The organism is Stenotrophomonas sp. NPDC047960, assembly GCF_043204395.1.
In the GTDB taxonomy this organism is placed as follows: Bacteria; Pseudomonadota; Gammaproteobacteria; order Xanthomonadales; family Xanthomonadaceae; genus Stenotrophomonas.
Window position 1 is genome coordinate 104927 of the sequence record NZ_JBIDBX010000006.1, and the last position, 18597, is coordinate 123523.

The 18597-nt window shown below is 69.3% G+C and carries 17 protein-coding genes; all 17 read left to right on the top strand.

Going from position 1 to position 18597, the window contains the following annotated elements:
• The 17 genes from ACGFZ3_RS14085 (at position 1) to ACGFZ3_RS14165 (ending at position 18579) form a co-directional block, all read left to right on the top strand.
• A complete protein-coding gene (locus ACGFZ3_RS14085; RefSeq protein WP_392922276.1) occupies positions 1-552 on the top strand; it encodes a hypothetical protein in 552 nt (183 codons plus the stop codon).
• Entirely contained in the window at positions 545-2233 is a 1689-nt protein-coding gene (locus ACGFZ3_RS14090) for an AMP-binding protein (RefSeq protein WP_392922279.1), read from the top strand. Before ACGFZ3_RS14085 ends, ACGFZ3_RS14090 begins: the two co-directional genes overlap by 8 nt.
• Positions 2226-2978, top strand: a complete 753-nt coding sequence (locus ACGFZ3_RS14095) for a glycosyltransferase family 2 protein (RefSeq protein WP_392922282.1) — start codon at positions 2226-2228, stop codon at positions 2976-2978. The genes ACGFZ3_RS14090 and ACGFZ3_RS14095 overlap by 8 nt, the downstream gene beginning before the upstream one ends.
• Positions 2975-3922, top strand: a complete 948-nt coding sequence (locus ACGFZ3_RS14100; protein WP_392922285.1) for an acyltransferase — start codon at positions 2975-2977, stop codon at positions 3920-3922. Before ACGFZ3_RS14095 ends, ACGFZ3_RS14100 begins: the two co-directional genes overlap by 4 nt.
• Positions 3912-5474: a histidine ammonia-lyase gene (hutH, locus tag ACGFZ3_RS14105; RefSeq protein ID WP_392922288.1), complete on the top strand. Its 1563-nt coding sequence runs from the start codon at positions 3912-3914 to the stop codon at positions 5472-5474. Before ACGFZ3_RS14100 ends, hutH begins: the two co-directional genes overlap by 11 nt.
• On the top strand, positions 5461-5883 hold the full coding sequence (locus ACGFZ3_RS14110) for an acyl-CoA thioesterase (RefSeq protein ID WP_392922291.1): 423 nt from the start codon (positions 5461-5463) through the stop codon (positions 5881-5883). Before hutH ends, ACGFZ3_RS14110 begins: the two co-directional genes overlap by 14 nt.
• A complete protein-coding gene (locus tag ACGFZ3_RS14115) occupies positions 5880-6506 on the top strand; it encodes an outer membrane lipoprotein carrier protein LolA (RefSeq protein ID WP_392922294.1) in 627 nt (208 codons plus the stop codon). Before ACGFZ3_RS14110 ends, ACGFZ3_RS14115 begins: the two co-directional genes overlap by 4 nt.
• On the top strand, positions 6499-8859 hold the full coding sequence (locus tag ACGFZ3_RS14120; protein WP_392922297.1) for an MMPL family transporter: 2361 nt from the start codon (positions 6499-6501) through the stop codon (positions 8857-8859). Before ACGFZ3_RS14115 ends, ACGFZ3_RS14120 begins: the two co-directional genes overlap by 8 nt.
• 45 nt (positions 8860-8904) lie before the next feature.
• Entirely contained in the window at positions 8905-10146 is a 1242-nt protein-coding gene (locus ACGFZ3_RS14125) for an NAD(P)/FAD-dependent oxidoreductase (protein ID WP_392922300.1), read from the top strand.
• On the top strand, positions 10134-10685 hold the full coding sequence (locus tag ACGFZ3_RS14130; protein ID WP_392922303.1) for a DUF3261 domain-containing protein: 552 nt from the start codon (positions 10134-10136) through the stop codon (positions 10683-10685). Before ACGFZ3_RS14125 ends, ACGFZ3_RS14130 begins: the two co-directional genes overlap by 13 nt.
• Positions 10682-11869 carry a beta-ketoacyl-[acyl-carrier-protein] synthase family protein gene (locus ACGFZ3_RS14135; RefSeq protein WP_392922306.1) on the top strand — a complete coding sequence of 396 codons (1188 nt, stop codon included), beginning with the start codon at positions 10682-10684 and terminating at the stop codon, positions 11867-11869. The genes ACGFZ3_RS14130 and ACGFZ3_RS14135 overlap by 4 nt, the downstream gene beginning before the upstream one ends.
• Positions 11866-12327, top strand: coding sequence for a hypothetical protein (locus ACGFZ3_RS14140; RefSeq protein ID WP_392922308.1), 462 nt, complete (start codon positions 11866-11868; stop codon positions 12325-12327). Before ACGFZ3_RS14135 ends, ACGFZ3_RS14140 begins: the two co-directional genes overlap by 4 nt.
• Positions 12324-13055 (top strand): 3-oxoacyl-ACP reductase FabG, encoded by a 732-nt coding sequence (gene fabG, locus ACGFZ3_RS14145; protein WP_392922311.1) that lies wholly within the window; start codon positions 12324-12326, stop codon positions 13053-13055. The genes ACGFZ3_RS14140 and fabG overlap by 4 nt, the downstream gene beginning before the upstream one ends.
• Positions 13055-14296 carry a beta-ketoacyl-ACP synthase gene (locus ACGFZ3_RS14150; protein ID WP_392922314.1) on the top strand — a complete coding sequence of 414 codons (1242 nt, stop codon included), beginning with the start codon at positions 13055-13057 and terminating at the stop codon, positions 14294-14296. The genes fabG and ACGFZ3_RS14150 overlap by 1 nt, the downstream gene beginning before the upstream one ends.
• Positions 14297-14341: 45 nt before the next feature.
• Entirely contained in the window at positions 14342-14779 is a 438-nt protein-coding gene (locus ACGFZ3_RS14155) for an excinuclease ATPase subunit (RefSeq protein ID WP_392922316.1), read from the top strand.
• 199 nt (positions 14780-14978) lie between these two features.
• Positions 14979-15245, top strand: coding sequence for a YcgL domain-containing protein (locus ACGFZ3_RS14160; protein ID WP_392922319.1), 267 nt, complete (start codon positions 14979-14981; stop codon positions 15243-15245).
• Positions 15238-18579, top strand: a complete 3342-nt coding sequence (locus tag ACGFZ3_RS14165; RefSeq protein ID WP_392922322.1) for an ankyrin repeat domain-containing protein — start codon at positions 15238-15240, stop codon at positions 18577-18579. Before ACGFZ3_RS14160 ends, ACGFZ3_RS14165 begins: the two co-directional genes overlap by 8 nt.
• The last annotated feature ends 18 nt before the right edge of the window (positions 18580-18597 follow it).

Here is an 18597-nt window from a genome sequence, read left to right on the forward strand (position 1 = left end):
ATGGTCCGGGTGCGCGTCGCGGCGTTTGCAGTGCTGTCGCTGGCGTATCCGCTGGTGGTGTACTTCTCGCTGGGCCGCTTCGAGCCGCGCTGGATGGCGTTGCTGCTGTTCGCGCTGGCGGCGTTGCGCGCGCTGACCACCCGCCAGCCGGTGTGGTGGGTGGCCGCTGCAGGCGCCGGCCTGCTGGCCCTGCTGGCCACCGCGTTCAACCAGGCCCTGCCGCTGAAGCTGTACCCGGCGCTGGTCAACGCGGTGATGCTGGTGATCTTTGCCACCAGCCTGCGTTTTCCGCCCAGCGCGGTGGAGCGGCTGGCGCGCTTGACCGAGCCGGAACTGCCGCCATTCGCGGTGGTGTATACCCGCCGTGTCACCCAGGTGTGGTGCGGTTTTTTTGTTCTCAACGGGGGCCTGGCCCTGCTCACGGCGTTCTGGGCCTCCAACCAGGTCTGGGCGCTCTACAACGGATTGTTGGCGTACGTGATGATGGGAGTCCTGTTTGGCGGTGAATGGCTGGTGCGGCGGCGGGTGAAGGCGGCGCATGCGCATGGCTGAATGGATCGCGCTGGACCGGTTGGCGCAGCTGCCGCGGGCCGAACGCATCGTCGGCATCACGGCCGATGGCCGCACGGTGGCGCACCCGCAGTTCCGCGCCCGGGTCATCGGCTGGCAGCTGGCGTTCGCCGCCGTGCCCGGCCGCGACTGGGCCCTTTATTTCGACGACACCCTGGATTTCGCCGCCGCGCTGTTCGGCGCCTGGCACGCCGGCAAGCGGGTGTTCCTGGGCGGCGATAACCTTCCGGCCACCCTGGAAGGACTCGGGCCGCGCGTGGCCGGCTTCGCCGGTGATGTGCCGGCGCGTTATGCGCCGCTGCAACCGCGCGATGTGCACGATCCCCAGGGTGAACTGTCGCTGCTGGACGAAGACACGCTGGAACTGGTGGTGTTCACTTCCGGCAGCACCGGCGCGCCCAGCGCCATCAGCAAGCGCATGTGTCAGCTGAGCCGCGAGGTGGATGCGCTGCAGGCCGCGTTCGGTGACCAGCTCGATGGCGCGCAGGTGCACGGCACTGTGTCGCACCAGCATATCTATGGGTTGCTGTTCCGCGTGCTGTGGCCGCTGGCGGCGGGCCGCGCGATCCAGCCACGCCGCTTCTTCCATGAAGACCTGGTCAGCGCACTGGCGCAGCAGCCCTCGGTGCTGGTGGCCACACCGGCCCACCTCAAGCGGCTGCCCGGACAGCTGGACTGGCCGTCGCTGGGCGGCCGGCTGCGCGCGGTGTTTTCCTCCGGCGGTCCGCTGCCCAGCGAGGCCGCGCTGCAGGCCCGCGCGCTGCTGGGCGTGGCGCCTACCGAAGTGTTCGGCAGCAGTGAAACCGGCGGTATCGCCTGGCGTCGCTGGAGCGCCGAACAGCCGCAGTGGCACCCGCTGCCGGGCGTGTCCTGGCGGATCGAGAACGGCTGCCTGGCCGTGTCCTCGCCGCACCTGGCCGATGACGCCTGGTGGCAGACCCAGGACCGCGTGGAAGCCGACGCCGGGCGGAGCTTCCGCCTGCTCGGCCGCGCCGACCGCATCGTCAAGATCGAAGAGCGCCGGGTCTCGCTGGACGCGCTGGAGCAGCAGCTGCGTGCCCACGCACAGGTACAGGACGTGCGCGTGCTGGTACTGCCGGGTGCGCGCGAACAGCTCGCTGCCGTGGTGGTTCCGTACGGCGAGGGCGTGGCACAGTGGACCGATGGCCAGCGCCGACAGCTGTCGCAGGCGCTGGGCGCCCACCTGGCCCACAGCCATGATGCCGTCACGCGCCCGCGGCGCTGGCGCTTCGTCGACGAGCTGCCGTACAACGCGCAGGGCAAGATCACCGCAGCGTCGCTGGAAGCGCTGTTCCGGCCGCTGCTGCCGGCGGCGCAGTGGCGGCAGCGCGACGCCGACGCTGCGCAGCTGGTGTTGCCGCTGGAACCGGACCTGGTGGCCTTTGATGGCCACTTTCCGCAGGCGAAGATCCTGCCCGGGGTGGTCCAGCTGGACTGGGCGATCCATTACGCGCGAGAAGCGTTCAGCATGCCGCCCCGCTTCGAGCGGATGGATGCCCTCAAGTTCCAGCACGTGGCGCGGCCGGGCGACCAGCTGCACCTGACCCTGGGCTGGGATGCGCTGAAATCGGTACTGAGTTTCCGCTATGTCTCCGACCATGGCGTGCACGCCAGCGGCCGGGTGGTGTTCGGCGATGCATGAGCCGCTGGTGGTGATTCCGGTCTACGACCACGAACAAGCGATCGGCGCGGTGGTGCAGGGCGTGCGTGCCAGTGGGCTGCCATGCCTGCTGGTGGATGACGGGTCGCACCCGGCCTGCGCGCAGGTGTTGCAGGCCCTGGCGCAGGCACATCCGGACCAGGTCACGCTGCTGCGCCTGGCGGTGAACCAGGGCAAGGGCGGCGCGATGCTCGCCGGCTTCGCCGAAGCGGCGCGGCGTGGTCACACCCACGTGCTGCAGATCGATGCCGATGGTCAGCACGACCCGTCTGATATTCCGCGCTTCGCAGCCTTGTCAACGCAGCACCCGCAGGCGGTGATCTGCGGCATTCCGGTCTACGACGACAGCGTGCCCAAGGCGCGGCTGTATGGTCGCTACGCCACCCACATCTGGGTCTGGATCAACACGCTGTCGCTGCAGATCCGCGATTCGATGTGCGGCTTCCGGTTGTATCCGCTGATGCCGGTCATCGGCCTGGTGGGGGAGGAAACCATCGGCCGGCGCATGGATTTCGACAGCGAGATCCTGGTGCGGCTGTTCTGGCGCGGCGTGCAGGTGATCAGCCTGCCCACCCGGGTTACCTATCCCAGTGATGGCGTGTCGCACTTCGATGTGTGGCGTGACAACGTGCGTATCAGCCGCATGCACACCCGGCTGTTCTTCGGCATGCTCCGGCGCGCACCGCGCCTGCTGTGGCGCCGTGCCCGTGGAGCAGCTGCGGCATGAGCGCACCGGTGCCGGCCAACGCCCCGCACTGGGCCGACCTGGGCGAAAGCACCTCCGCTGCCGGAGTGCTGTTCCTGTGCTGGGTGCACCGCTGGTTCGGGCGCTGGCCGTTCCGCCTGTGCGTGTACCCGGTGGTGCTGTGCCACTGGTTGAGCAACGGCGTGGCGCGTCGCGCCTCACTGCAGTACCTGCAGCGGCTGCAGGCGCACACCGGAGTGTTCGGCGGCCCTCCGGGGCGCTGGACCAGCCTGAAGCACTTCGCGCTGTTCGCCGACACGTTGCTGGACAAGCTGCTGGGCCTGGGCGGGCGTTACCCGCCCGAGCGCATCCACCTGCAGCGCGACCTGATGCTGGAAAAGATCGCGCGCCGCGAGGGCGGGCTGATCCTGACCGCGCACATCGGCTGCCTGGAACTGTGCCAGGTGCTGGCCGAGCAGGTGCCGGGCTTCCACATCACCGTGCTGGTACACACCGCGCACGCGCAGCGCTTCAACCGGCTCATGCAGCGGCTGGACCCATTGGCCTCGGTCGAACTGATGCAGGTCACCGACATGGGCCCGGCCACTGCCGTGGAACTGCAACGGCGCGTGCAGGCCGGCGGCTTCGTGGCCATCGTCGGCGACCGCGTGCCGCTGCGCGGCGGCCGCACCGTGCCGGCACCCTTCCTCGGCCACACCGCACGGTTCCCGATCGGCGCCTACGTACTTGCCTCGGCGCTGGGCTGCCCGGTGTACACCATGGCCTGCCTGCACCAAGGTAACGGCTACCGCGTGCGCTTCGAGCACTTCAGCGACCGCATCGCCCTGCCGCGCGGCTCGCGCGACGCCGCGCTGACCGCGCAGGCCGAACATTTCGCCCGGTGGCTGGAACTCCAGGTCACCGAAGCCCCCTTGGACTGGTTCAACTTCTTCCCCTTCTGGGATCAGGCATCTCATGGCACGTAATGCAGGCTCCACCCCGGCCCGGACCCTTCGCTTCGGCGATGCGCCGCTGACCATCGAAGACGTGGTCGCGCTGTCCCAGCGCAAGGCCGACGCCGTGGTCAGCGACGACCCGGCGTTCACCGCGCGCATCCAGCGCGGCGCCGATTTCCTCGACCGCCTGCTGCGCGAAGACGGGGTGATCTACGGCGTGACGACCGGCTACGGCGATTCGTGCACGGTGAACATTCCGCCGGCCCTGGTGGCCGAACTGCCGCACCACCTGTTCACCTACCATGGCTGTGGCCTGGGCCGCTTCCTGGACGAGCAGGAGACCCGCGCGGTCATCGCCGCGCGCCTGGCCTCGCTGGTGCGCGGCATGTCGGGCGTGAGCCATCCACTGCTGCAGGGCCTGGCCATGCTGCTGCGCCACGATGTGCTGCCGCTGATTCCGGCGGAAGGTTCGGTCGGCGCCAGCGGCGACCTCACCCCGCTGTCCTACGTGGCCGCCGTGCTCTGCGGCGAACGCGACGTGATGTACCAGGGTGCACGCCGCCCGGCAGCCGAGGTACTGGCCGAGATCGGCATGGTGCCGCTGCGGCTGCGGCCGAAGGAAGGCCTGGCGATCATGAACGGCACCGCGGTGATGACCGCGCTCGCGTGCCTGGCTTACGACCGCGCCGATTACCTGACCCGGCTGGCGACCCGCCTGACCGCGTTCAACGTGCTGGCCAGCGACGGCAACGCACACCATTTCGATGAAATGCTGTTCGCCGCCAAGCCGCACCCCGGCCAGATGCAGATCGCCGCGCGCCTGCGCGACGACCTGCACAGCGACCGCCCGCCGCGCAACGAACAGCGCCTGCAGGACCGCTACTCGCTGCGCTGCGCCCCGCACGTGATCGGCGTGGTCCAGGACGCGCTGCCGTTCCTGCGCCAGTTCATCGAAACCGAACTCAACAGCGCCAACGACAATCCGCTGATCGATGCCGATGGCGAGCGCATCCTGCACGGTGGCCACTTCTATGGCGGCCACATCGCCTTCGCGATGGATGCACTCAAGAACACCATCGCCAATCTGGCCGACCTGCTCGACCGCCAGCTGGCGCTGGTGGTGGATGCGCGCTACAACCACGGCCTGCCAGCCAACCTGTCGGCCTCCACCGGCGAGCGCGCGGCGATCAACCACGGTCTGAAGGCGCTGCAGATCAGCGTCTCGGCCTGGACCGCCGAAGCACTCAAGCAGACCATGCCGGCCTCGGTGTTCTCGCGGTCCACCGAATGCCACAACCAGGACAAGGTCAGCATGGGCACCATCGCCGCGCGCGACTGCCTGCGCGTGATCGAGCTGACCGAACAGGTGGTGGCCGGCATGCTGATCGCCGCGCGCCAGGGTGTGGCCCTGCGCGAACGGGTCGGCATGAACGCCACCCTGCACGGCGACCTTGCCGCCATGTACCAGGATCTGTGCGAGCGCATCGCGCTGGTGGAAGAAGACCGCGCCCTGGACGGCGAGCTGCGCTGCCTGCTCGCCGATATCCGGGGCCAGCGCTGGAGTCTGTATGACCGCCCCTGACCTGAGTTTGGACGTGGCCCTGTCGCCGACCTTCCACGACTGCGATCCCATGCACGTGGTGTGGCACGGCAACTACTTCAAGTATTTTGAAGTGGCCCGCTGCGCGTTGCTGCAGCGCTACGACTACGACTACCCGCAGATGCGCGATTCCGGCTACATCTGGCCGGTGGTCGACGCGCGGGTGAAGTACATCCGCCCGCTGCTGTACGGCCAGGCGCTGCGCGTGCGCGCCACCATCACCGAGTGGGAAAACCGCCTGAAGATCGCCTACGAGATCTTCGATGCCGACAGCGGCCAGGTGCTCACCCGCGCCCATACCATCCAGGTCGCGGTCGACGCGGCCACCAACGAAATGCTGTACCTGTGCCCGCCGGTGCTCTGGGAACGGCTGGGAGTGCAGGCCCCATGATCCGATTCGTTCGCACGCTGGCCGTGCTGGTGCTGTTGGCCGTGACCAGCCCCGTGCTCGCCGCGACGGCCGCCAGCGTGGACCTGGTCAAGCAACGCGTGGCCAAGGTCGAGGTGCTGCGTGGTGAGTTCAGCCAGGACAAGCAGGTGGCCGGTTTCAAGAACCCGCTGCGCTCGCAGGGCCGCTTCGTGCTGGCCCAGGACCGGGGCGTGATCTGGACCACGCTCAAGCCGTTCCCCTCCGAGGTGGTCGTCACCCGCGACCGCATCCTCAGCCGCCAGCGCGACGGCAGCAGCCGGGTCGAACTGGACGGCCGCCAGCAGCCGGCGATGCGCTCGGTCAACGCGATCATGTTCGCGCTGATGAGCGGTGATGCGCAGGCGCTATCGGCGCAGTTCACGGTCAAGGTCGATGCACTGCCCGACAACGGCTGGCGCATGCACCTCACCCCGCGTTCCCCGATGCTGGCCAAGGTGTTCAGCGCGCTCGAACTGAGCGGCGACCGCTACGTACGTGAGGTGCAGATCACTGAAGCGAACCAGGATGTCACCCGCATCCACTTTGCCGCCCTGAGCGAAACCCCGGCGCAGCTGAGTGCCGACGAGGGCCGCCGGTTTGAATGAATCGCTGAATTCGGCCTGGCGCGAAAACGGCCGGCTGCAGCGCGCCTGGCGCTGGCTGGCGGTGGCCTGGTTGCTGGTGCTGGTTGGGCTGGGCGTGCAGCAGTGGCAGCTGTGGTCGGAGGAATCGCGGATCGACACCGACATCCTCGCGCTGCTGCCACAGGATGCGCACGACCGCCTGTTGTCCGACGTAACCCGGCGCATCGCCGATGCGAATGCGCGGCAGATCGTGGTACTGCTCGGCAGCGCCGACGGCGTGGCCACCAAGGCCGCCGAACGGGCCTTCCGCCAGACCCTGCGCAACGATGCCCAGGGCAAGGCGTTGTTGCAGGAAAGCGGCTCCATCGAAGGCTGGTTTGACCAGGCGCGCGCGTTCTACGCGCCCTACCGCGACCGCCTGCTGACCGGGCAGCAGCGCCAGCGCCTGCAGGATGAGTCCGCCGACAGCCTGTCCGAATCCGCGCTGGCCGCGTTGTATGGCCCGATGGGCGCACCGCGCCTGACCGAATGGCGGCAGGACCCGCTGTCGCTGTGGCCGCAGTGGTGGCAGGAGCGCGCTGCCGCCTCCGGCCTGCGCATGGGGGACGACGGCCTGCTCGACGCCGATGGCAAGCACTGGTCGGTCATCCAGTACGAAACGCTGGGGTCGGCGTTCCAGCTCGACGGCGAACGCCATATCGACCGGCTGCTTGATGCCGCCACCGCCGCTGCGGCCAGGCACGCGCCCGGCCTGGAAGTACTGCGCGCCGGTGTGCCGCTGCATGCCGAAGCCGCGGCCGTGCAGGCCAACTGGGAAATCAACACCATCGGCTGGGGTTCGCTGGCGGCGGTGCTGCTGCTGGTGTGGTTGGCATTCCGCTCGCTGCGCCCGATCCTGCTGGTGGCCGCCTCGCTGCTGATCGGCTGCGGCGTGGCGCTGGCGGTGACCGTGCTGGTGTTCGGCAAGGTGCACGTGCTCACCCTGGTGTTCGGCGCGTCGCTGGTCGGCGTGGCCGAGGATTACGGCATCCACTGGTTCGCTTCGCGCCAGGCCGAACCGGCCGACCGCCGCTGGAAACTGCTGCGGCACCTGCTGCCCGGCCTGTGGCTGGCCCTGGTGACCAGCGCGCTGGCCTACCTCGCGCTGGGTCTGGCCCCGTTCCCCGGCCTGCGCCAGATGGCGCTGTTTTCGGTGGTGGGGCTGGCCGGCGCGTTCCTGACCGTGATCTTCTGGTTCCCATGGCTGGATGGCGGCGAAATCCGCAGCACCCGCTTCGCGCGCTGGTTGGGCGCCACCCTGGAGCGCTGGCCGCGCCTGCACGGGCGCCGCCCGGTTGGCCTGTTCCTGGGCGTGGTGGTGGTGGTGTCGGGCGTGGGCATGCTGCGCCTGACCGCCGATGACGACCTGCGCAGCCTGCAGTCTTCGCCGATGTCACTGATCAACCAGCAGATCCGCATCAGCCAGATGCTGGGCATGCCCAGCCCGGCGCAGTTCTACCTGGTGCAGGGCGAGAACGCCGAGCAGGTGCTGGAACGCGAGGAGGCACTGATCGAGCGCCTGCGCGTGCTCGCGGCCAACAAGCAGATCGGCGGCTACCGTGCCATCAGCGAGTGGCTGCCATCGGTGCAGCGCCAGCACGCAGATGCCGCCCTCACTGCGCGGGTCGAGCCGCAGGTGCTGGGCGCCGTGGGGAAGGCCGTGGGCGAAACCCTGCAGCGCCCGGACTACGCAGCGCAGGACCTGCAGGCCGACGCGTTCCTGGCGTCGCCTGCGGCCATGCCGTTCCGCCACCTGTGGCTGGGGGAAGTGGGCAAGGGCATGGCCTCGGTGGTGATGGTCGATGACCTCTCCCGCGCCGATGCGCTGACCCTGCTCGAAGCGCAGGCCAAGGGCATCGACGGCGTGCGCTGGGTGGACCGCACCGCCGATTTCTCCGCGCTGCTCAAGCACTACCGCAAGCTGATGAGCGCGCTGCTGCTGGTGGGCATCGTGCTGGTGTTCGCGGTGCTGTATTGGCGCTACCGCGCGCAGGCGTGGCGCGTGTTCGCGCCCACGCTGGCCGCCGGTGCGCTCACCCTGGGCCTGCTCGGCCTGTTCGGGCAGCCGCTGCAGCTGTTCAACGTACTGGCGCTGATGCTGCTGCTCGGCATGGGCATCGATTACGGCATTTTCCTGATCGAACACCGGGGTGACGCCAGCGCCTGGCTGGCGGTCTGTGTGGGCGCGGCCAGTACCTGGCTGTCGTTCGGCCTGCTTGGCCTGTCGGCCACCCCGGCGCTGCGCGCGTTCGGTCTCACCCTGCTGTTTGGCATCGGCCTGGTCTGGTTGATCTCGCCGCTGTTCCGCCCGCCACCGCACGACGCACCGCACTGAGCGACCGCGCCGGATACCCCCACGTTTCAGATCAAGGATGCATCGATGACCGCAGCACTGGAAACAACTGAAATCCTGGTGATCGGCGCCGGCCCCGCCGGTTCCGTGGCCGCCGCCATGCTGCGCCAGCAGGGACGCCAGGTCCTGATGCTCGAGCGCCAGCAGTTCCCGCGCTTCTCCATCGGTGAGAGCCTGCTGCCGCAGAGCATGGAGTACATCGAGGCGGCCGGCCTGCTGCAGGATGTCGTGGAGGCGGGCTTCCAGTACAAGAACGGCGCGGCCTTCGTGCGCGGCGAGCGCACCACCGAATTCGACTTCCGCGACAAGTTCTCGCCGGGCTGGGGCACCACCTACCAGGTGCAGCGCGCCCACTTCGACGATGTGCTGGCCCGTGGCGCCGAGCGCATGGGCACCACCCTGCGTTTCGGCGACGAAGTGCTGGCGGTGGAGCCGGGCAGCCCGGCCCGCGTGCAGGTGCGCCGCCCGGATGGCAGCGAGTACACCATCGAAGCCGGCTTCATCCTGGATGCCAGCGGTTTCGCGCGCCTGCTGCCGCGCCTGCTGAACCTGGAATCGCCCTCGAACTTCCCGGTGCGTGGCGCCATCTTCTGCCACGTGCGCGACCACATTCCGGCCGATGCCGGTTTCGACCGCAACAAGATCCTGATCACCACCCACCCCGAACACGTGGACGTGTGGTACTGGACCATCCCGTTCTCCAATGGCTGCTGTTCGCTGGGCGTGGTCGCCGAGCCGAGCTTCTTCGAGAAATACGACGGCACCGACCTGGAGAAACTGCAGGCCATCGTCGGCGAAGACCCGAACCTGACCCGCCTGCTCAAGAACGCCGAGTGGGCGGTGCTGCCGGTGCGCACCATCACCGGCTATTCGGCCAACGTCAGTTCGCTGTGGGGCGAGGGATACGCGCTGCTGGGCAATGCCGGTGAGTTCCTTGACCCGGTGTTCTCCTCTGGCGTGACCATCGCCTTCAAGTCCGCGCAGCTGGCCAGCGACTGCCTGGCGCGCCGGCATGCCGGTGAGCAGGTGGACTGGGAGCGTGAATTCGCCATTCCGCTGCGCGCCGGGGTGAAGACCTTCCGCCGCTTCGTCGAAGCCTGGTACGCCGGTGGCTTCCAGAAGATCATCTACCACCCCGACCCGCAGCCGGATGTGCGCCGCATGATCTCCTCGATTCTGGCCGGCTATGCGTGGGACACCAACAACCCGTACGTGGCCGATGACAGCGGCCGTCGCCTGCGGGTGCTGGAGGAATTGTGCACCGGCTGATCCTGACGTTGCTGTTGAGCGTGCTGCTGGCCGCCTGCGCCAGCACCCGCATGCCCGCCCCGCTGGTGCAGCTGCCGACCCTGCAGCTGGCACCATCGGCGCTGGCCGGGCCGCTGCAGCTGCAGCAGCGTCTGCAGTTCCGCTTCGGCAGCCACGAGCGCGAACTCGATGCTCTTCTCGAAGCCGATGGTGAGCAGGTGCGGCTGGCGGTCCAGGCCATGGGCCAGACCGGCGTGCGCATGGTCTGGGACGGGCACACGCTGGAACAGACCCGCGCCCCGTGGCTGCCGCCGCAGGTGCGGGGCGAACGCGTGCTGGATGACCTTCAGTTCGCGCTGTGGCCGGCCGCTGCCATCCGGGCGAAGCTGCCGTCGGGCTGGCGCCTGGTCGAGGCCGACGGTGGCCGTCGCCTGGAGCAGGGTGGCAAGCCGTGGCTGCTGCTGGAACCGCTGGACGACGGCCGCCTGCGACTGCGCAACCTGGCCGAAGGCTATGAACTGGTGATCGAATCGTTGGACATGGGGCAGGTACCACAGTGAGCAGTACCGCGGTGTATCTCAATGAGCTGGGCGTGGTCTGCGCACTGGGCAGCGGGCGCGCGCAGGTGCGCGACAGGCTGTTCGACGACCAGCCCGGCGGCCTGCGCGACAACGACACCATGATCGCCGGACGCACCCTGGCGCTGGGCGAGGTGAGCGGGCCGCTGCCGGACCTGTCGGCGTTGCCGGTGGCGCTGCGCGGGCGCAACAACGCCCTGCTGGAAGCCGCGCTGCTGCAGATCCGCCCGGCGGTGGACGCGGCGATCGCGCGCCATGGCGCCGAGCGCGTCGCAGTGATCATCGGCACCAGTACGTCGGGCATCGGCGAATCCGAGGGCGCGTTGCGGCTGCAGGCCGCCGAAGGCCGCTGGCCGGAGGATTTCGATTATGCGCAGCAGGAAATGGGCACGTCCGCCCGCTTCGTGCGCGAGCGGATCGGCAGCCACGGCCCGGCCTGGACCATTTCCACCGCGTGCTCGTCCAGCGCCAAGGCGCTGATGTCGGCGGCACGGCTGCTCCGTTCGGGGGTGGTCGACGCGGTAGTAGCCGGTGGTGCCGATTCGCTGTGCCGCTTCACGGTGGCCGGCTTCTGCGCGCTCGAGTCGGTTTCCGCCGCGCGCTGCAACCCGTTCTCGCGTCATCGCAACGGCATCAACATCGGCGAAGGCGCCGCGTTGTTCCTGATGACCCGCGAGCCGGGTCCGGTCCGGCTGTCCGGCTGGGGCGAATCCTCCGACGCACACCACATGTCAGCGCCGGACCCGCAGGCGCGCGGCGCCATCGAGGCCATGCAGCAGGCGCTGGACCGCGCCGGCCTGGCCCCCGACCAGATCGATTACGTGAACCTGCACGGCACCGCTACCGGCCACAACGATGCGATGGAAAGCCTGGCGGTGGCCAGCGTGCTGGGCACGCGGGTGCCGGCCAGCTCGACCAAGCCGTTGACCGGCCACACCCTGGGTGCCTCGGGCGCCATCGAAGCGGCGCTGTGCTGGATGACCCTGGCCGACAATCCCGACCAGCGCCTGCCCACGCACTGGTGGGACGGGCAGGCTGACGAGACGCTGCCCGCGCTGGCCCTGGTGGCGCCCGCCACGCACGCAGCGCAGCCGCTGCAGCACGTGCTCAGCCATTCGTTCGCCTTCGGTGGCAGCAACGCCGTGCTTGCGCTGGCGCGGGCATGAACATGCAGCTGCCGACCGATATCGAAAGCGTGTTGCCGCATCGCGACAGCATGCGGCTGATCGACCGGGTGGTCGATTGGCAGCCCGAATCCATCGTGGTGGAAGTGGATGTTCCTGGCCACGGCCTGTTCAACCGCCCCGGCGGCGTGCCCGCCTGGGTGGGCGTGGAGTACATGGCGCAGGCGATTGCAGCCTGGGCCGGCTGCCGCGCACGCGCAGAAGGGCGCGAGCCCTCGATCGGTTTCCTGCTGGGCACGCGGCGCTATACCGCCTACCAGCCGGCCTTCACCCCGGGCAGCTGCCTGCGGGTAGAGGCACACTGCGAGCTGATGGGCGAAAATGGGCTTGGCATGTTCGCCTGCCGGATCCTGGCAGGTGAGGTTGAGTTGGCGGTCGCCAACGTATCGGTGTTCGAACCACGCGATGCGATGGCTTATCTGGAGAGTGGAGAGGCATGACAGGGAATATGACCGTGCTGGTGACCGGCGCCAGCCGGGGCATCGGCCGCGCCGTGGCGCTGCGGATCGCGCGCGATGGCTTCGACGTGGTGGTGCATTGCCGCAGCCGGATGGACGAAGCGCAGGCGGTGGTCGCCGACATCCAGGCGCTCGGCCGCCAGGCCCGGGTGCTGATGTTCGACGTGTCCGACCGCGAGGCCGCGCGCACTGCGCTGGAGGCCGATGTCGAGGCGCATGGCGCCTACTACGGCGTGGTCTGCAACGCCGGCATCGCCCGTGACGGCGCCTTCCCGGCGATGCCGGCCGAGGATTGGGACGCGGTGGTGCACACCAACCTGGACAGCTTCTACAACGTGCTGCACCCGCTGGTGATGCCGATGGTGCGGCGGCGCAAGCCGGGCCGCATCGTCACCCTGTCGTCGGTGTCCGGGCTGGTCGGCAACCGCGGCCAGACCAATTACAGCGCGGCCAAGGCCGGCATCATCGGCGCCACCAAGGCGCTGGCGCTGGAACTGGCCAGCCGCGCGATCACCGTGAACTGCGTGGCACCCGGCCTGATCGAGACGGAGATGGTCAACCAGGAAGTGCTCGACCACGCGCTCAAACTCATTCCCGCCGGGCGCATGGGCCAGCCGGACGAGGTCGCGCACGCGGTCTCGTTCCTGCTCTCCGAGTCGGCCGGCTACATCACCCGCCAGGTGATCTCGGTCAACGGAGGCATGGTCTGATGAGCCGCCCCGATCGTCGCGTCGTAGTGACCGGCGCCGCCGCCATCAGCCCGCTGGGGCATGACTGGCCGAGCATCCGCGCGCGCCTGCACGCGCGGGAAAACGCAGTGCGTTACATCCCCGGCTGGGAAATCTTCGACGGCCTCAATACCCGCCTGGCCGCACCGGCCGAAGACTACGAGCTGCCCTCGCACTACAACCGCAAGACCACCCGCAGCATGGGCAAGGTGGCGGTGATGTCCGTGCGCGCCACCGAACTGGCGCTGGAAGCGGCCGGCCTGCTGGGCCACCCGGTGCTGCGCAGCGGCCTGGCCGGCGTGGCCTACGGCTCGTCCTCGGGCAGCCACGAAGCCACGGCCGAATTCGGCCGCATGCTCCACGAACACACCACCGACGGCATCAGCGCCACCACCTACCTGAAGATGATGAGCCACACCTCGCCGGTGAACATCGGGGTGTTCTTCGGCTTGTCCGGTCGGGTCTACACCACCTCCAGCGCCTGCACCTCGGGCAGTCAGGGCGTGGGGTCAGGCTATGAGGCGATCCGCAGCGGCAAGCAGACGGTGATGGTCACCGGCGGTGCCGAACAGCTCGACGCCACTGCGGCAGCGGTGTTCGACACCCTGTTCGCCACCAGCGTGCGCAACGACGCGCCCAAGACCACCCCCAGCCCGTTCGACGCCCACCGCGACGGCCTGGTGCTGGGCGAGGGCGCCGGCACGCTGATCCTGGAAGACCTCGAACACGCGCAGGCGCGCGGTGCCACCATCCTGGCCGAAGTGGTCGGCTACGGCACCAACAGCGATGGCCAGCACGTTACCCAGCCAACCGCCGACACCATGGCCCAGGCCATGCGCCTGGCGCTGGAAGACGCCGGGCTGGAACCGCAGCAGATCGGCTACGTCAACGCGCACGGTACCGCCACTGAACATGGCGATATCGCCGAAACCCAGGCAACCGCCCAGGTGTTCGGCCCGGGCATGCCGATCAGCTCGCTGAAAAGCTATGTGGGTCACATGCTCGGCGCCTGCGGCGCCTTCGAAGCATGGGTGACCATCGAAATGATGCGTGAAGGCTGGTTCGCCCCGACCCTGAACCTGCACGAGGTCGACCCGCGCTGCGGCGCGCTCGACTTCATCCGTGGCGAGGGCCGCCAGATGCAGCCTGAGTACGTGATGAGCAACAATTTCGCCTTCGGCGGCATCAACACCTCGTTGATCTTCCGCCGCTGGCAGGACTGATTTTCCCTCGAGCAACACCCGCCTTACCAACAAGGAGATGTTTGAATGCGTCGTTTTGCCCTGATTGCCGCCACCGCTCTGCTTGCCGTCGCCAGCACCGCCAATGCCCGTGAAACCCGTGTCGAGCTGCCGCTGCACGCGCTGATCAACTCACCGGAAGCCAAGGCCGCCGGTATCGACGGCAGTGTCCGCTTCTTCCTGGCGGGCGAAAAGGTCAACGTCCAGCAGCGCCTCGGCGAAGACGTCACCAACAAGAAGACCAACGCCGCCAACAAGAGCGACGTCGTCGCCTGCAACTGGGTGGCCCTGTCGGCGCTGAAGGCGCTGCAGGACGGCGCCAAGTCGCGCGGTGCCAACGCCGTGGTCGATGTGGTGAGTTACTACAAGAAGAACGAGTTCAAGAGCACCACCAACTTCGAATGCTACGCGGGCGCCATCCTGGCCGGCGTTGCGCTGAAGGGCACGTACGCCAAGGTGAAATAACGCTGCGCGTTATTTCACCGGGGGGGCGGTCGCCGTGCACTCCACGGCGACCGCCGTACCTGAACACCGCCGCGACATTGATGAACCTGAATCTGCCGCGCGCCGGCAAACCGACGCCGCAGCCCCATCCCGGCTTTCGTAGTTGCCTGCTTTACTCCACAATCGGCGTATCTATTCCCAGGGCCAAGCCCCGCGGGCAATGCAAGCCTACGTCTACAAAAGCCAACGCAAGCAGGACACATACGTCTACCTCGCCGCCCGCGATGCCTTCGATGCCATCCCCGATGCGCTGAAGGCCACACTGGCGCCGTTCGCATTCGTGCTGGAAGTCGCCCTGACCCCCGGACGTCGCCTCGCCCTGGCTGACGCCGATCATGTGCGCGCCAACCTCAAAGAGCGCGGTTTCCATCTGCAGATGCCACCGCCGCCGGTCGCGCCTGTAAAGGTGCCGCGCCGCAATGACTGAGATTCCGCGCACCCGCGCTGCCGCCATCGCCTTCATCACGGGCGGCCTGCTGTCGCTGGCCGCAGTGCTGGGCGGGGTGCCGGCCGCGCTGGGTGCCGCACTGGCGCAGCCGGCGTTCGCGCTGGGCGTGTCGTGGTGGCGGCGCAGCCGCGCCGTGCCGGCGTTGCCCCGGTTGGGCCGGCAGGACCTGCCGGCGCTGCTCGCGCTGTGGTCAGTAGGCCCGGTCCTGCTGGCGCTGCTGGTGGCCTGGCCGCTGGCCGCGCTGCACGACAGCGGCAGCCTGGCCGCCGTACTCGGCCTGAGCGTGGCGGTCAGTGCCGCGCTGCTCGGCGTCTGGCGCACCTGGCCGTTGTGGAATGAGATCGAACGCAGCGACGGCAGTCTGGCGCGCCACTGGCGAGCGCTGGCCGGCCGCGATCTGAGCGCCTGGCGCGGTCTGGTCGTGGCCGCGCTGGTGGTGGCGATCTGCGCGCTGGTGGTGACGTCGGCCTGGCCGGGACTGGTGCCCGACGGCATGCGCTGGCCATACGCGCTGGCGGTGCTGCTCGGTTCGCCGCTGGCCCACCTGGCCCTGCAGCGGATCGCGCCGGCCGACGCGCTGGGCAGCCGCAGCGTGCCTGACCTGGACAGCGATACGTTTGCTGCCGCCGCACACCGCGACGATCCGACCTCACCGCTGGAACCGCTGGCCCAGCACGAACGCCTGCCCGCGCTGTACGAGGCCGCGCGCAGTGGCCGGGTCGACCGTGCCCTGCAGCTGCTGGCCGCCGGGGCGGACCCGCAGGGCCTGCCCGACCCGACCTGGCGCGACCAGCGCAGCCTGGTCGTACTGGCCGCGGTACTGCCCGACCTGCGCCTGCTGCGCGAGCTGATTGCCCGTGGCGTGGGCGTCAACACCCCGCACAAGGGCATGACCCCGCTGCTGGCGGCTACCCGCGACAGCTGGCACGGCCGCCCGGAAGCGGTGATGACCCTGCTGGCCAACGGGGCCGATTCGCGCGCGGTCGACAGCGATGGCAACACCCCGCTGCACCATGCCGCGCGCAGTTCCGACCCGGGCGTGGCCGCGCTGCTGCGCGACGCTGCGGCCGAAGTGGACGCGCTGAACAATGACGGCTGGTCGCCGTTGGCGGTGGCCTGCCAGGTCGGCAACTGGCGGCTGGCGCGGTTCCTGCTCGAGCGCGGTGCGCGCACCGAACCGGCCGATGGCACGCCTGTGCTGCTGGCCGCGGCCGGCACCGAAGAAGACGATCCGGCCGGTGTGCAGTTGCTGCTCAAGCACAAGGCGCGCGCCGATGCGCGCGACCGCCAGCGCCGCAGCGCCCTGCACGAAGCGGCCTTGGCGGGCCACGTGGACATCATCGATGTGCTGCTGGCTGCGGGGGCCAACCTCGAATCGCGCGATGCCCTGTCGCGCACGCCGTGGCTGGAAGCGGCGCGCGGTGGCCGCGCCGGCGTGGTCGAACACCTGCTGCCGCACAAGCCCGACCTGCACGCCGTCGATGTCGAAGGCCGCAACGCAGTACTGCTGGCGTGCATGGCCGACAACGTCTCGCCGATGCTGGTTCGCCGCCTGCTCGACCTGGGCATTGCTGCCGATGTCCCCGATCCGCAGGGCCGGCGCGCCGTGGATATCGCGGCCGCCGCCGGGCGCTGGGCGATCGTATCGCTGCTGGACCGCAACTACCCGCTGCCCACGGCAGTGAGCGATGGTCTGGCCAGCGCAGGCGAGGACGACAGTGGCGAAGGCAGCCCGGCCTTGCCGGACCGCCCGCCGCTGGACCTGCTGCGCGAAGCGCTGGGCTTCGGCAACGTGGATGGCATGGCCTCGCTGGCACGGCTGTGCAGCCCGGATGAACTGGGTGGCCTGCTGCACGACGGCGAACTGGCCCTGGACCCGCACGCGGTGGAATGGCTGCTGGCGCATGGCGCCGCGCCGGAAGTACTCGATGCCTGCGGCGATACTCCGATGTTCGCCCTGCTTGCGCGCGGCATCGACGCGGTGCCCGCACTGCAGGTGCTGCTGCGCCGGGGCCTGTCGCCGGCGGGTGCCGGCGGCCTGGCCCGCCTGCTCAGCGCCTGCGCCCAGCACGACCAGGCCGCGCGCGGGCTGGAACAGCTTGCATTGGAACTGCTGGAGCGCGGTGCCGATCCCTTCGCGCCGTCACCCGCTGGCGATCCGCCACTGTCGCTGGCCGTGCGCCTGGGCTGGCTGCGCCTGCAGCAGGCCCTGCTCACCCTTGGAGTGGACCGTGAAGCGCGCGACAGCCACGGCATGACCGCGCTGCACCTGGCAACCGCGCTGGCCCGCGAAGGCTCGTTGAAACTGCTGGTGCAGCAGGGCGCTTCGCCCGAAGCCCGCGCTGCCGACGGCCAGACTCCGCTGGGCGTGGCGCTGTCCATCGGCCGCCGCGACCTCGCCGATTGGCTGGATTGGCGTGTGTGGCAGTTGCCACGCCGTGCGCTGCGCGCCGCCGACCTTCCCGCTGCCGCGATGGCCGGCGATGCCGACGCCGTGCGCCGCCTGAACGACCTCGGCTTTGCCGTCGACGTGGTGGATGCGCAGGGCTGCACCGCGCTGCTGCGTGCCGCCGGTGGCGGTCACCTGGCGGTGGTCGATCTGCTGCTGGCGCGTGGCGCCAATCCGCAGCACGCCGCCGCCAGCGGTGCCACGCCCTTGTCGGCAGCGGTGAGCATGCGCCAGATCGACATCGTGTCGGCGTTGCTGGATGCAGGTGCAGAGCTGGAATACAAGCTGCCCGGGGGTGTGACCGTGCTGATGCTCGCGTCGGCACTGGGCCTGCCGGATATCGCCGCGCGCCTGCTGACCGCCGGTGCGGATGTGCATGCCAGCGATGCGCAGCAGCTGGGGCCGCTGCATTGTGCGGCCCTGTACGGATTTGGTGCGCGGGATCGCTCGCGCCTGCTGGCACTGCTTGACACCCTCCTGCTGGCCGGTGCCGAGCCGGACCAGGCCGCGGCCGGTTCGGTGACGCCGCTGCTGTTGCTGCTGGGCGCACGCGCCGAGCCGGGTACCGCCTGCGATGAGCAGATCGTGCTGGCCGCCGTCGAACGGCTGCTGGACGAAGATGTGTCGCTGGATGCACGCGATCCGCGTGGCTTCGGCCCGTTGCACCTGGCGGCCCTGCACGGGTTGCCGCTGCTGGTGCAGCGGCTGCTGCGTGCAGGCGCGGATCCGGACGTGCGTGATGCGCTGAACCGCAGCCCGCGCGAGATCGCGGTGATGCGCGGCTTCATCGACGTGGCCGGCGAATTCGAACCGCGCGTGCCAGGCGTTTCGTCGATGGCGCGGTTCCTGCGGGATAACGGTTGATTCCGGGGCGCACGACCA